13 protein-coding genes are annotated in these 13,076 nt (G+C 63.7%); 9 read left to right on the top strand and 4 right to left on the bottom strand.

The genetic code is table 11. From position 1 onward, the window contains the following. The first annotated feature begins 115 nt into the window (after positions 1-115). Positions 116-1,579, top strand: a complete 1,464-nt coding sequence (locus AB4Y81_RS04030; protein ID WP_189075380.1) for an amino acid permease — start codon at positions 116-118, stop codon at positions 1,577-1,579. Between the two features lie 131 nt (positions 1,580-1,710). On the opposite strand, the gene AB4Y81_RS04025 is transcribed toward AB4Y81_RS04030, so the two are convergent. Then, positions 1,711-2,436 carry a dienelactone hydrolase family protein gene (locus tag AB4Y81_RS04025; protein ID WP_189075379.1) on the bottom strand — a complete coding sequence of 242 codons (726 nt, stop codon included), beginning with the start codon at positions 2,434-2,436 and terminating at the stop codon, positions 1,711-1,713. Positions 2,437-2,536: 100 nt separating this feature from the next. On the opposite strand from AB4Y81_RS04025, the gene AB4Y81_RS04020 reads away from it, so the two are divergent. The 8 genes from AB4Y81_RS04020 to paaZ all read left to right on the top strand — a co-directional run bounded on the left by AB4Y81_RS04020 (position 2,537) and on the right by paaZ (position 10,029). Beyond that, positions 2,537-2,671 (top strand): hypothetical protein, encoded by a 135-nt coding sequence (locus tag AB4Y81_RS04020; protein WP_267912540.1) that lies wholly within the window; start codon positions 2,537-2,539, stop codon positions 2,669-2,671. Further along, a complete protein-coding gene (locus AB4Y81_RS04015; RefSeq protein WP_189075378.1) occupies positions 2,671-3,327 on the top strand; it encodes a pentapeptide repeat-containing protein in 657 nt (218 codons plus the stop codon). Before AB4Y81_RS04020 ends, AB4Y81_RS04015 begins: the two co-directional genes overlap by 1 nt. Positions 3,328-3,458: 131 nt before the next feature. Beyond that, complete coding sequence (locus tag AB4Y81_RS04010; RefSeq protein ID WP_064721445.1) at positions 3,459-4,685, top strand: thiolase family protein; 1,227 nt, start codon at positions 3,459-3,461, stop codon at positions 4,683-4,685. Then, entirely contained in the window at positions 4,685-5,488 is an 804-nt protein-coding gene (locus AB4Y81_RS04005; protein WP_039242761.1) for an enoyl-CoA hydratase/isomerase family protein, read from the top strand. Before AB4Y81_RS04010 ends, AB4Y81_RS04005 begins: the two co-directional genes overlap by 1 nt. After that, complete coding sequence (locus AB4Y81_RS04000; protein WP_441995375.1) at positions 5,485-6,348, top strand: 3-hydroxyacyl-CoA dehydrogenase family protein; 864 nt, start codon at positions 5,485-5,487, stop codon at positions 6,346-6,348. The genes AB4Y81_RS04005 and AB4Y81_RS04000 overlap by 4 nt, the downstream gene beginning before the upstream one ends. A gap of 26 nt (positions 6,349-6,374) precedes the next feature. Continuing rightward, positions 6,375-6,977, top strand: coding sequence for a GNAT family N-acetyltransferase (locus AB4Y81_RS03995; protein ID WP_055971248.1), 603 nt, complete (start codon positions 6,375-6,377; stop codon positions 6,975-6,977). A 96-nt stretch (positions 6,978-7,073) separates the two neighbouring features. Continuing rightward, positions 7,074-7,802 carry a tyrosine-protein phosphatase gene (locus tag AB4Y81_RS03990; RefSeq protein ID WP_055971250.1) on the top strand — a complete coding sequence of 243 codons (729 nt, stop codon included), beginning with the start codon at positions 7,074-7,076 and terminating at the stop codon, positions 7,800-7,802. 127 nt (positions 7,803-7,929) lie between these two features. Further along, a complete protein-coding gene (gene paaZ, locus AB4Y81_RS03985; RefSeq protein WP_039242757.1) occupies positions 7,930-10,029 on the top strand; it encodes a phenylacetic acid degradation bifunctional protein PaaZ in 2,100 nt (699 codons plus the stop codon). 523 nt (positions 10,030-10,552) lie between these two features. On the opposite strand, the gene AB4Y81_RS03980 is transcribed toward paaZ, so the two are convergent. From AB4Y81_RS03980 to AB4Y81_RS03970, 3 genes are read right to left on the bottom strand one after another with little or no spacing between them, the layout of a single operon-like run. Then, a complete protein-coding gene (locus tag AB4Y81_RS03980) occupies positions 10,553-11,155 on the bottom strand; it encodes a TetR/AcrR family transcriptional regulator (RefSeq protein ID WP_018776946.1) in 603 nt (200 codons plus the stop codon). Positions 11,156-11,192: 37 nt separating this feature from the next. After that, positions 11,193-12,542, bottom strand: coding sequence for a phenylacetate--CoA ligase PaaK (paaK, locus tag AB4Y81_RS03975; protein WP_039242731.1), 1,350 nt, complete (start codon positions 12,540-12,542; stop codon positions 11,193-11,195). Positions 12,543-12,551: 9 nt separating this feature from the next. After that, a complete protein-coding gene (locus tag AB4Y81_RS03970; RefSeq protein WP_018776944.1) occupies positions 12,552-13,022 on the bottom strand; it encodes a hotdog fold thioesterase in 471 nt (156 codons plus the stop codon). Positions 13,023-13,076: the final 54 nt, after the last annotated feature.

Here is a 13,076-nt window from a genome sequence, read left to right as displayed (position 1 = left end):
GTCACACTTCGGGATCCTCAAAGCGGGAAAGCTCGAATTATGTGTGCCAAAGCCGCCCGTGTCCCGGCACTGGGCGAAACCCTTACAGCAATACCCCAACCCACAAGGAACAGCTGTGCCGCAAAGTACTCCCACAGATCTCCAGAGCCCCAAGGCCTCATCCACAGCCGCAGGCTCTACCCTCAGCGCCGAGGGATACAAAAAGACCCTGAGCCGCCGCCACGTCACCATGATCGCCATGGGTGGCGCCATCGGCGTCGGCCTCTTCATGGGTGCCGGTGGCCGCCTGGCCTCCACGGGCCCGGCCCTCATCTTCTCCTACGCCATCGCCGGCGTCATCGCCTACCTGCTGATGCGCGCACTCGGTGAGCTCATCATGTACCGCCAGACATCGGGCTCCTTCGTGAGCTACGCCGGCGAAATGTTCGGCAAGAAGGGCGCCTTCCTCTCCGGTTGGATGTACTTCATCAACTGGGCCATGACGGGCATTGCCGAACTCATCGCGATCGGACTGTACTTCCAGTTCTTCTTCCCCAACGTTCCGATTGAACTGTCCGCCATTGCCGCATTGGTGCTGCTGGTGGCTGTGAACCTGTTCAGCGTCAAGGCGTTCGGCGAGTTCGAATTCTGGGCGTCCTGCCTCAAGGTCGCAGCAATCGTGATCTTCCTGGCCGTTGGCACGTTCATGGTTGTCACCAACGCCAAGGTGGGCGAGGGCCATGCGTCCGTTGCCAACCTCTTCCACGAAGACGGCGGCATGTTCCCCAAGGGCGGCCTGGTGATGATCCTGGTCCTCAACGCCGTGATCTTCGCTTACAACGCCATTGAACTCGTCGGCATCACCGCAGGCGAGATGGAGAACCCGGAACGCGAAGTTCCCAAGGCGATCCGCGCCGTCGTATTCCGCATAGTTGTCTTCTACGTCGGTTCGGTGACGCTGCTTGCCATGCTGCTGCCGTCCGACCAGTACGTCGCCGGCACCTCGCCGTTCGTTACCGTGTTCGGCCAGATGGGACTTGGCTGGATGGGCGATGTCATGAACATGATCGTCATCACCGCCGCGCTGTCCTCCTGCAACTCCGGTCTCTACTCGATCGGCCGTATCTTCCGCACCATGGCCAACAACGGCCACGCCCCGCAGTGGCTCACCAAGATGTCCACCCGCCATGTGCCGTACGCGGCCATCCTCGCGATCGGCGGCGTGTACCTCGTTGGCATCCTGCTCAACATCTGGCTGGGTGGCTCGCACGCCTTCGACCTCGCACTGAACACGGCCTCCATCGGCGTGATCTTCACGTGGGGTTCCATCTTCGCCAGCCAGATCGCGCTCCGTAAGAAGCATGGCAAGGTCTCCAGCCTCCCCATGCCCGGTTCGCCGTGGACCAGCTGGCTGGGTTTGGTCGCCCTGCTTGCCATCACTGTGCTGATCGGTTTCGACACCATGACCGACAAGGCAACAGGCGAGGTCTTCCTGCTGGGCCTGTGGACCCTTGCCACCATTCCGTTCTTCGCCCTGGTGCTGTGGATCGGCTGGCAGAAGGTCAAGAACAACCAGCCGAAGAGCGAGCTTTTCAGCTGACGCTTATGAGCTGACAGAGGCTCGACGACGGGCGCCCCCTCCAGTGATTGGTTCACCGGAAGGGGCGCCCGCCGTCGTTTCGGCCCGCTTTTGCCCGAATCAGCTTTTGCCCGGGTCAGCTTTTGCCCGGGTCAGCCTGCCAGGTGCTTCGCGAAATGCTTTTCGATGCGCCGCCATGCTTCCGGGGCGGAGGCTGGATCGGGTTTGATGCCCATGACCCGCGTCAGGGGGCGGAGCAGCTTCGGTCCTACCGGGGCGTCGTTCATGAAGGCGTGGCCCGCCGTCGGAAATTCCTTGACGTCATGCTCAATGCCGAGGCTGTTGAGGGCCTGATCCAGCTTGGCGGCAGCTCCGGGCAGGGTGCGGTCCTTGCCGCCGTAATTGGCAACCACCGGACACGCGCCTTGGAGGGCGTTATGCAGGTCCCGCGGGAGTTGGCCGTAGTTCACGGCCGCGGCGTCAAAACCATCGTTTGCGGCGAGTAACGCGAAAGCGCCGCCCATGCAGAAGCCGATGACGCCCACCTTGCCGGTGCACCTGTCATCGTTGCGCAACCACTCTTTGGCGGTGGCCACATCGGTGAAAGCCCGGCCCTCGCCCGAGAGCATAGAGCGCATGGTGGCGACGAGGCAGCGCCTTGCACCGCCGTCGCTGTACAGATCCACCGCGAGCGTCAGGTAGCCCGCCGTCGCCAGCCGGTCAGCCTGGCGACGCATCACATCATCCAATCCAAAGGCTTCGTGGATCATCACCACCCCGGGAAACGGACCCTCGCCCGGGGGCTCGGCCAGGTATCCCTTGAGGGACACTGAGCCTCCCGCTGCTTTGCTCTGTCCGCTCAAATCGATGGTGACCATGGGGTGGCCTTTCGGTGTGGTTTCCAGCGCCGGCGGTGGTTTGGCAGGGTTGCTGACCCCCGGGGACGGTTTTGTCGGCGCCCGGGGATAGGCTCGAAGCATGGAACCAGCCACCACTTTGACGCAGCATATCAACGCCGGACCGGAGCGGGCCCGGGCCGGCTTGCCGGATCTTCCGCCGGACACCGGGACCACCGCTCCAGCGGCGATTGCAAGAAAAGCGGAGGCGCTCTGATGGCGGCTGCGAAGGTGGCGGCCCCCAAGATCTCCCCGGTGCGGTTGGATGAACTGCGCGACGACGACGCCCCGGAGTTCCAGCGCGGCGAACGGTACGACGGCGTCCGGCTCACCCGGGTCTCGGCGGACGGGGAGGAACTGAGCGGCGCGGATTTCATTGAGTGTGAATTCAACGGTGTGTCCTTCAACGAGGCACAACTGCGGGGAGCGACGTTCCGTGAGTGCATCCTGGCTGAGCCGTACGCGCCCGTGTTCATGGCTGCGCGTACGTCCTGGCAGGATGTCGAGATCACCAATCCCCGATGGGGTTCGGCCGAACTTTATGAGGGCAACTGGCGCTCGGTCCGAATCGACGGCGGCAAGCTGGACTACGTGAATCTCCGTGGTTCCAAGCTCATGGATGTCCAGATCTCCGATTGCATCATCAACGAACTCGATCTCGGTGGATGCACGGGAACGCGGGTGGCGTTGAAGAACTGCACCATCGGAACCCTTGATGTGACGGGCGCCAAGCTCAAGGACGTGGATCTGCGGACATCGGAGTTTCGGGGAATCAATGGTTTGGCCGGGCTGGCGGGGGCGGTTATCGACGATTACCAGTTGAGCTTGATGGCGCCGTTGTTGGCCGGTCATCTCGGAATCCGGGTGGTCTGAGCGGGGTGGGATGCGGTCCGGCGGGCAGCTTCATCTGTTGACCCTCCCGCTGGGCCGTGTAATCTTTATAGAACGAACGGTCGGTATATTATTCGAGGCCGGTCCCTTTCACTTTCGCGAAGGATGTTCTCATGGTCGAGGCTTTTCTTGTTGGCGGCGCACGGACGCCTGTGGGTCGCTATGGTGGGGCGCTGTCCTCAGTCCGACCCGATGATCTCGCCGCATTGGTGGTCCGGGAAGCTGTGGCGCGTGCCGGCGTCGACCCTGACTCGATTGATGAGGTGATCCTCGGCAACGCCAACGGCGCCGGGGAGGAAAACCGCAATGTTGCCCGAATGGCAACCCTCCTTGCCGGGCTTCCCCTCCACATCCCGGGCATTACGGTCAACCGGCTCTGCGCTTCCGGATTGAGCGCCATCATCATGGCCAGTCAGATGATCAAATCCGGTGCCGCGGACATCGTGGTTGCCGGCGGCGTCGAGTCCATGAGCCGTGCGCCGTGGGTCCAGGAGAAGCCGACCACGGCCTTCGCCAAGCCTGGCCAGATTTTTGATACCTCCATCGGCTGGCGCTTCGCCAACCCGCTCTTCACCAAGGGCGAGCTGTCGCGCGACGGCAAGATGACCTACTCAATGCCGGAAACTGCCGAGGAAGTCGGCCGTGTGGACAATATCTCCCGCGAAGACGCCGACGCGTTTGCCGTTCGGTCGCACGAGCGTGCGCTGGCAGCCATCGCCGGCGGACGGTTCAAAGATGAGATCGTTCCCGTCACCGTGAAAACGCGGAAGTCCGAGACCGTGGTGGACACGGACGAAGGCCCCCGGGAAGGAACCACCATGGACGTCCTTGCCGGATTGCGCCCCGTGGTTCCCGGTGGATCCGTGGTCACCGCCGGGAACTCCTCCTCCCTCAACGACGGCGCTTCGGCCATCATCGTCGCCTCCGAAGCCGCCATCAAGAAGTTCGGCCTCACACCACGCGCCCGCATCATCGACGGCGCCTCAGCCGGCTGCGAGCCCGAGATCATGGGCATCGGTCCCGTCCCTGCCACCCAAAAGGTGCTGGCCCGCACCGGGCTCAGCGTCGACCAGCTCGGTGCCGTGGAACTCAACGAGGCTTTCGCCACCCAGTCCCTCGCCAGCATGCGTCGCCTTGGACTTGACCCTGAAATCGTCAACAACGACGGCGGTGCCATCAGTTTGGGACACCCCCTCGGTTCCAGCGGCTCAAGGATCGCCATCACACTGCTGGGCCGGATGGAACGCGAATTGGCCTCGGCGACGGGACCGAAACTCGGCCTGGCCACCATGTGCATCGGCGTGGGCCAAGGCACGGCAATGCTGCTGGAAGGCGTGTAATGGCACTGAATCCTGAAGACTTCACTACGCTCCTGCTCGAAGAACGCGACGACCGCCTGACCGTTCTGCTGAACCGCCCCGAGGTCCGCAACGCGATCGACCAGAAAATGGTGGACGAGCTTCATGCCGTGTGTGCCGAGCTGGAGCGGAACCCCAGAATACTGATCATTGCCGGTACCGACGGTGTGTTCGCATCCGGTGCCGATATCGGCCAGTTGCGTGAGCGGCGCAGGGACGACGCTTTGCAGGGCATCAACTCCACGATCTTTGTCCGCATCGCCAAGCTGCCCATGCCCGTCATCGCTGCGTTGGATGGTTACTGCCTGGGCGGCGGCGCTGAGTTGGCATACGCTGCCGATTTCCGGATCGGCACCCCGAGCGTGCGTATCGGCAACCCGGAAACCGGATTGGGCATCATGGCCGCTGCCGGCGCCACCTGGCGTCTCAAGGAACTCGTCGGGGAACCGAAAGCCAAGGAGATCCTCCTGGCCGGGGCGGTACTGCGGGCTGAAGAGGCGCTGCGGATCAACCTCATTACCGGGATCTACGAAGCTCCCGAGCTGATGGATGCGGCCCATGCCCTGGCAGACCGGATCGCCCGCCAGGATCCGATGGCCGTGCGCATCACCAAGTCGGTGTTCCACGCGCCGGCGGAGGCCCATCCCGTGATCGACACCCTCGCCCAGGGGATCCTCTTTGAGTCCCAGGCGAAGTTCGACCGCATGCAGGCATTCCTCGACAAGAAGTCGGCCAAAGCTTCGCAAGATTCCGACGCTTCCACGCAGGACAGGACGCAGAAATGACCACAGTATCCGCAATCCCGCACGTCGTAGGTGTCCTCGGCGGAGGCCGGATGGGCGCCGGCATCGCGCACGCCTTCCTCACCAAAGGTGCCACGGTCATTGTGGTGGAACGCGACCATGAGGCTGCAGCCGGTGCGCACTCGCGGGTAGCCGACGCCGTGGCCAAATCCGCAGCGCGTGGCACCCTCGCTGAAACAACCGACGAGGCAATGTCGCGCTTCAGTACCTCCACGGACTACGAATCCTTCGTCCACTGCGGCCTGGTGATTGAAGCCGTGCCAGAGGACTACGACCTCAAGGTCACGGCGCTCAAGGCCGTGGAGGACCACCTGTCTGCCGATGCTTTCCTGGCCTCCAACACGTCGTCGCTGTCTGTCACAGGACTCGCCAACGAACTTCGCCGGCCTGCAAACTTCGTCGGGCTGCACTTCTTCAACCCTGTTCCCGCATCCACCCTCATCGAGGTGGTGCTGGCCAAGGAGACGTCTCCCGAACTCGCTGAAGCGGCAAAAAGCTGGACGGAGGCACTCGGCAAGACCGCCGTCGTCGTCAATGACGCTCCGGGCTTTGCATCCTCACGGCTGGGGGTGGCCATAGCCCTGGAAGCGATGCGCATGGTGGAAGAGGGCGTGGCGTCCGCGGAGGACATCGATGCCGCGATGGTTCTCGGCTACAAGCACCCCACGGGCCCGCTGAAGACCACGGACATTGTCGGGTTGGACGTGCGGCTTGGCATTGCCGAGTACCTGCAGTCCACGCTGGGCGACCGTTTTGCTCCGCCACAGATCCTTCGGGACAAAGTGGCGCGGGGAGAGCTGGGCCGCAAAACGGGCAAGGGCTTCTTCGACTGGAACGACTAAGCGCTGGGTCCAGTTAGGCTATCCGGGTGACTTTCATTGAACCCATTACCCTGACCGGCAAGTTCGTGACCCTTGAGCCGTTGAGCCAGGAACACCACGATGGCCTGGTGGATGCGGCCCGCGACGGAGATCTGTGGAAGCTTTGGTACACCTCCGTTCCGACGCCGGAGGGCATGGCTGCGGACATCGAGCGTCGCCTTTCCTTGCAGGAGGCGGGCTCCATGCTGCCGTTCGCCACGCGCTCCAAAGCCACGGGCAAACTGATCGGCATGACCACGTACATGAACATCGACGCCGCGACCCCTCGCGTGGAGATCGGTTCCACCTGGAACGCGGCGTCGGCGCACGGTACAGGAACCAACCCGGATTCCAAGCTGCTGCTGCTGCGGCACGCCTTTGAAGCCCTGGGCTGCCCGGCCGTGGAATTCCGCACGCACTGGCTGAACCACCAGTCCCGTGAAGCCATCGCCCGGCTCGGCGCCAAGCAGGACGGGGTTCTCCGGAACCACTCCCGCACCAAGGACGGCGTGCTTCGCGACACAGTGGTGTTCTCCATCCTTGAGCACGAGTGGCCGGCTGTGCGCAACGGTCTCGAGTACCGGCTGGCCAAGTACGGCGCCGAGGGGTGAGCTTTCGGCGGTAAGCGCCCGCGGTTGGTCCCGAGAGCTCACTCCTCGGCGCGCAGGCGGTCCCTTCCGGCCCGTCAATGTGCTTAGCTGGCTGCTATGGACGGGACTTCTTCAACGCACCAAAGTGTCCACTGGGATGGCGCTGTCAACGCCTGGAAGATCGCCGGCGACGTGTACCGGATGGGTCGCCACGAATGGGTCACCGGGGACGGTTGGCAGCAAATGTACGACGACGGCGTCCGCACCGTGATCGACCTCCGCGCCTCGCGCGAGCGGCGGCAACGCGACACGGATCCTGAGGTGCCGGACGATGTGAAGGCGCGCATCGACGTCGTCCATTGCCCCACGGAAGACCCGGACCACAGCCAATTCAGTGAGCTGTTCGGCCCGTACCTGAGGGATCCGGCCCAGTATGGCGACTATCTGCAGCTGTTCGGGAGGAAGGTCGCCGCCGTCTTCAAAGCCATCGCTGCCTCACCGGGCAAAGTGGTGGTGCACTGTTCTGCCGGGAGGGACCGGAGCGGAATGATCGCCCTGATGCTGCAGCGGCTCGCGGGGATGGACGATCAGGAAATCCTTGCCGGGTATGAGCTTGCTGCCCGCGGGATCAATGAGCGGCACCGGACCCATGGGGCGCCCCACGCACATGATCCGTATCTTCCCGACGAGCAGCTCGAGGCCATGTTGGCTGAACGCCTGGCGGCTTTGCGGAGCTTCCTGGCTTCGCTTGATGTTGCTGGATTCCTCACGGACAACGGGCTTTCTCTGGAAGAGCTGGGCGCGGTCCGGGCCAAGGTGGGAGCCGGGGCGGGCTTCTCCGCTTGAAAAACAACTGCTGTACTCGCCGGGGGATTCATGTACCCTGTATATATTACCGAACGGCCGGTCAGTAATGTTGGCTTCAGTCATCTGACCGTGCCGATTTCCTGTGCCTTGGAAGGACCCGTCGACGATGACCACTACCGCAGTCGCCCCGGAAACCACAGCCGTTGCCACCGTCCCCAGCTACGTCCAGGATGCCTGGTGGACCCCGGCCCCCGATGCCAAGAAGGTTCCTGTTCGCGACGCCAGCACCGGAGAAGTCCTGGCGAACGTGAGCACCGACGGCCTGGACCTGGCCGCCGTCGTGCATTTCGCGCGGACCACCGGCCAGGCTGAACTCGGGAAGCTGACGTTCCACCAGCGCGCGCTCAAGCTCAAAGAGCTTGCCATGTACCTCAACGGGCGCCGTGAAGAGCTGTACGCGTCGTCCTCGCAGAGCGGCGCCACCAAGATCGACAACATGATCGATATCGACGGCGGCATCGGCGTCCTCTTCACCTTCGGTTCCAAGGGCCGCCGCGAACTCCCGAACTCGCAGGTCATTGTCGATGGCCCCATGGAGGTGCTCTCCAAGGACGGCTCGTTCGCCGGTGAGCACATCTACACCCGCATTCCAGGCGTCGCTGTTCAGATCAACGCCTTCAACTTCCCCGTCTGGGGCATGCTGGAAAAGTTCGCCCCAGCGTTCCTGGCCGGCGTTCCCACCATCGTGAAGCCTGCCACGCCCACCGGCTATGTGGCCGCTGACGCCGTCAGGGCAATCGTCGAGTCCGGCATCCTCCCGGCCGGTTCCCTGCAGCTGATCTCCGGGTCTGCCCGGACCATCCTGGACGAACTCGACTACCGCGACCTCGTTTCCTTCACGGGCTCGGCATCCACCGCCAACTCCCTCAAATCCCATCGGAACGTGGTGCAGGGCGGTGTCCGCTTCACCTCCGAGACCGACTCGCTCAACGCAGCAATCCTTGGCCCCGACGCCGTTCCCGGGACCCCTGAATTCGATGCCTTCGTCAAAGCCGTCGTCACCGAGATGACCGTCAAGGCCGGCCAGAAGTGCACTGCCATCCGCCGCGTCATCGTTCCCCAGGAGTTGACCGCTGACGTCGCGGCCGCCGTCGGAGCCCGCATCAACGAACGCGTCGTACTCGGCGACCCGCGCGCCGAGGGCGTCACCATGGGCGCCCTGGCTTCCCTCGAACAGCTCGCCGACGTCCGCGCGGCCGTGCAGTCAATGCTCGACGCCGGAGGTGAACTTGCGTACGGATCCCTCGATTCGCCGTCGGTCACCTCCGTTGGAGGCACCGTAGGAGTTGTGGAGGACGGCGCGTTCATGTCGCCCGTGCTCCTCAGCTGGGCAGACGCCGAAGCCGAAGAAGTCCACTCCCTGGAAGCCTTCGGGCCGGTTTCTTCCGTGCTCGGGTACTCCGACCTTGCCGACGCCATCCGCTTGGCAGCTCGCGGCTCAGGCTCGCTGGTGGCTTCCGTGTGCACCAACGATCCCGCTGTCGCCCGCGAACTGGTGACAGGAATCGCAGCCCACCACGGCCGCGTGCACATGCTCAACCGCGAAGACGCACGCTCCTCCACCGGACACGGCTCGCCGGTGCCCCACCTGGTCCACGGCGGTCCGGGCCGCGCCGGCGGTGGCGAGGAACTGGGTGGCATCCGTTCCGTCCTGCACCACATGCAGCGCACGGCCATCCAAGGTTCGCCGAACATGCTCACCGCGGTCACTGGCCAGTGGCACACCGGCGCCGACCGCAACTTCACTGTGGAAACAGAAGGTGAGCACCCGTTCCGGAAGCACCTTTCGACCCTCCGCATTGGTGACGCCGTCCGTTCGGAACTGCGGGAGGTCAGGCTTGAAGACATCACCGCCTTCGCGAACTCCACGGGCGACACCTTCTACGCGCACACCAACCAGGAAGCCGCCGAAGCCAACCCCTTCTTCCCGGGCATCGTGGCCCACGGCTACTTGCTGCTGAGCTGGGCCGCGGGGCTGTTCGTGGAGCCCGCGCCGGGTCCCGTGCTGGCCAACTACGGCCTGGAGAACCTGCGCTTCATCACCCCGGTCGCAGCCGGCGACTCCATCCGCGTCACACTGACGGCCAAGAAGATCACCCCGCGTGAGACCGACGAATACGGCGAGGTGGCGTGGGACGCCGTCCTGACCAACCAGAACGACGAGATCGTGGCCACCTACGACGTCCTGACCCTCGTGGAGAAGTAACCCTTCCTCACGTTCCTAGGGTTTGGTCGTGACGCTTGCTCACATCCCGCGTGTTTGGTGGTGTCGCTTGCTCACGTTCCTTGGGTTTGGTGGTAACCCTTCCTCACGTTCCTAGGGTTTGGTCGTGACGCTTGCTCACATCCCGCGTGTTTCGTCGTGACGCTTGCTCACGTTCCTAGGGTTTGGTGGTAACCCTTCCTCACGAACGAAACGCCTTCTCACATCGTGGGATGGCGTTTCGTTTTGTGCCTGCGCGTCTATGGGCATTGCACGACGACGGCACCTGGCGCGCATGCCACGCCCACCTTTGGGGAGGGTGTGATGGAGCGTYGGCATCAAACACGTGGGGTGTGATGGAGCGTTGGCATCAAACACGTGGGGTGTGATGGAGCGTTGGCATCAAACACGTGGGGTGTGATGGAGCGTCGGCAACGAAGGGCGTGGGGTGTGATGGAGCGTTTGGCATCAAGCACGGGGGATGTGAGGGAGCGTCGGCATCAAGCACGCGGGATGTGCGGGAGGGTCAGGCTGCGGTGTGGAGTCCGTCGAAGGCCATGGTGATGACGTCGTCCGCGAGCTTCTCAGGGGACAGGGAACCGCCGGGCTTGTACCACTCCACGATCGAGTTGATGGTGCCGAACAGGAGCCGTGTGACCGTCCGGGGATCGATGTCCTGGCGCAGGGAGCCGTCCTCGCGGGCGGCGGAAATCAACTCAGCCACCTTGTGGTCGAATGCGCGCCGGCGTTCCAGTGCGTCCCGTTCGATCTCCGTGTTTCCGCGCAAACGCAGCAGCAGGGTCACAAACGGCAAGCGGTCCACCAGCACCGCGATGGTCTGCCGCAGCACGAACTCGAGCCGCGCATCAGCAGGTCCGGACGTTGCTGAGGGCTCCTCCAGGATGGCCTCAAGACCACCCAGTGCGTGGTCCAGGGCGAGCTTCAGCAGATCGCCCTTGGACGGCACGTGGTGGTAGATGGCTGACTTGGAGATCCCGAGGTTCTCGGCCAGGATGCCCATGGACGTGGCGTCGTACCCGTGGCGGTTGAAGACGTCGACGGCGATGCGGAGCACCGACTGCTGGTCATAACCGGGCCGTCCGCGCTTGGTGGTGGTCTCAGTAGGCATGCTGGCATTTTCTCACGATCTCAACCGGGGAAGGCGCTCAGCCCTTGGGCCGCATGTCGTAGATCCGGCGGAGCTTGCCGTTGGACCGCTCAAGCGAGCCCGGCTCCACAACGTCGACTACGCAGGATGACCCGACGTGAATCTTGATCTGCTCACGCAAGGTGTGGGCCGCCGTCGTGCCGGCGTCAACGGTGACGTTTTCGCGCCGCTCAATCTTCACGGTCAGCGAGTCCATGCGCTTGCCCTCTGGGCGCGTGATTTCGAGCTGGAAGTGGGGGCTGAGCTCGGGGATGCGGAGTGCGATTTCTTCGATCTGCGACGGGAAGAGGTTCACGCCACGGAGGATGATCATGTCGTCGCTGCGGCCGGTGATGCGGCCCATGCGGCGGTGCGCGGGACGTGCGGTGCCGGGCAGCAGGCGGGTGAGGTCCTTGGTGCGGTACCGGATGATCGGCAGCGCTTCCTTGGTCAACGAGGTGAAAACGAGTTCGCCCGGTTCGCCGTCGCCCAGGACCGTGGAGTGATCGAACGGGTCGATGATTTCGGGGCGGAAGTGGTCTTCCCAGATGTGGCAGCCGTCCTGCGTTTCAACCGCTTCACCCGCAACTCCCGGACCCATGACTTCGGAGAGCCCGTAAATGTCCGAGGCTTTGATGTTCATGGTGACTTCGAGTTCGTGCCGCATTTCCTCTGTCCACGGCTCTGCGCCGAGCACTGCGTATTTGAGGGAGGTGGACGTGGGATCGATTCCCATGTGCGCCATGGCGTCGGCGATGGTGAGCAGGTAGGTGGGTGTGGCCAGGATGGCGTCCGGCTTGAAGTCCTGGATGAGCTGGATCTGGCGTTCGGTCTGGCCGCCTGACATGGGGATGACGGTGCAGCCGAGCGCTTCGGCGCCGGCGTGCGCGCCCAGGCCGCCGGTGAAGAGGCCGTAGCCGTAGGCGTTGTGGACTTTCATGCCGGGGCGGACGCCGGAGGCGCGGAAGGACCGGGCCACCAGTGTTGCCCAGTTGGCGAGGTCGTTCTTGGTGTAGCCGACCACAGTAGGCCGTCCGGTGGTGCCGGAGCTGGCGTGGATGCGTGCCACCTGGTCCTGCGGGACGGCGAACATGCCGAACGGGTACTCCAGGCGGAGGTCTTCCTTGGTGGTGTAGGGGAACTTGCCAAGGTCGCTCAGTTCGCGGAGGTCCGACGGGTGCACGCCGGCTTCATCGAACTTGCGCTTGTACAGGGGAACGCGATCGTAGGCGTAGGCCACCGTGTGCTGGAGGCGGGTGAGCTGGAGTGCCTCGAGTTCGTCGCGGGAGATGGTCTCTTCACGGTCCAGCACGGGAGAACCGGCTTCGGACATGTTGGCGGTGGGTGCGGCCACGGTGTTCTGCGTCATGGGGGTTTCCTACTTCTTGGAGATGGTACGGCTGCGGCCACGGAACTCAGCAATGAGTTCGCCGGTCTCTGCGTCGGATGCGGTGTCCGGGGCAGCATCGGGGGAGGCCGCGAAGATCTGGATGTCGTACAGTCCGCTGCGTCCCGTGCTTGCGCGGCGGTTTGCGACGGCGGTAATCACCTGGCCCTGGTAGGCCGGCTTGATGAAGTTGATGTCGACGCCGGAGGCCACCGTGATGGAGGCCGCCTCCTCGGGTGTCGGGTTGGCCGGGTTGCAGGCCAGTGCGAAGGCGGTGTCGCCGAAGGCAAAGATCATTCCGCCGTGGGCCATGCCGAATCCGTTGAGCATCTCCTGCCGGAGGTGCATGCGGATTGTGGCGTGGCCGTCGTCGAGCTTGAGGACCTCGATACCCATCCATTCGGACGCGTAGTCGTTCGTCAGGATGTGGTGCGATGCACCGGAGAGGGTTGTTTCAACCATGCGTCATTGCCTCCAGCTTTATTTACCGAATGTTCATTAGGTAATCCCAGATCG

Source organism: Paenarthrobacter sp. TAF1 (assembly GCF_052113825.1).
Taxonomy (GTDB): Bacteria; Actinomycetota; Actinomycetes; order Actinomycetales; family Micrococcaceae; genus Arthrobacter; species Arthrobacter nicotinovorans.
This window is presented reverse-complemented; position numbering and strand designations above follow the sequence as displayed.

Coding starts and splice junctions, on each gene's coding strand:
- AB4Y81_RS04025 (WP_189075379.1), bottom strand. CDS start 2,436: ATGGTCACCATCGATTTGAGCGGACAGAGCAAAGCAGCGGGAGGCTCA.
- AB4Y81_RS04020 (WP_267912540.1), top strand. CDS start 2,537: ATGGAACCAGCCACCACTTTGACGCAGCATATCAACGCCGGACCGGAG.
- AB4Y81_RS04015 (WP_189075378.1), top strand. CDS start 2,671: ATGGCGGCTGCGAAGGTGGCGGCCCCCAAGATCTCCCCGGTGCGGTTG.
- AB4Y81_RS04010 (WP_064721445.1), top strand. CDS start 3,459: ATGGTCGAGGCTTTTCTTGTTGGCGGCGCACGGACGCCTGTGGGTCGC.
- AB4Y81_RS04005 (WP_039242761.1), top strand. CDS start 4,685: ATGGCACTGAATCCTGAAGACTTCACTACGCTCCTGCTCGAAGAACGC.
- AB4Y81_RS04000 (WP_441995375.1), top strand. CDS start 5,485: ATGACCACAGTATCCGCAATCCCGCACGTCGTAGGTGTCCTCGGCGGA.
- AB4Y81_RS03990 (WP_055971250.1), top strand. CDS start 7,074: ATGGACGGGACTTCTTCAACGCACCAAAGTGTCCACTGGGATGGCGCT.
- paaZ (WP_039242757.1), top strand. CDS start 7,930: ATGACCACTACCGCAGTCGCCCCGGAAACCACAGCCGTTGCCACCGTC.
- AB4Y81_RS03980 (WP_018776946.1), bottom strand. CDS start 11,155: ATGCCTACTGAGACCACCACCAAGCGCGGACGGCCCGGTTATGACCAG.
- paaK (WP_039242731.1), bottom strand. CDS start 12,542: ATGACGCAGAACACCGTGGCCGCACCCACCGCCAACATGTCCGAAGCC.
- AB4Y81_RS03970 (WP_018776944.1), bottom strand. CDS start 13,022: ATGGTTGAAACAACCCTCTCCGGTGCATCGCACCACATCCTGACGAAC.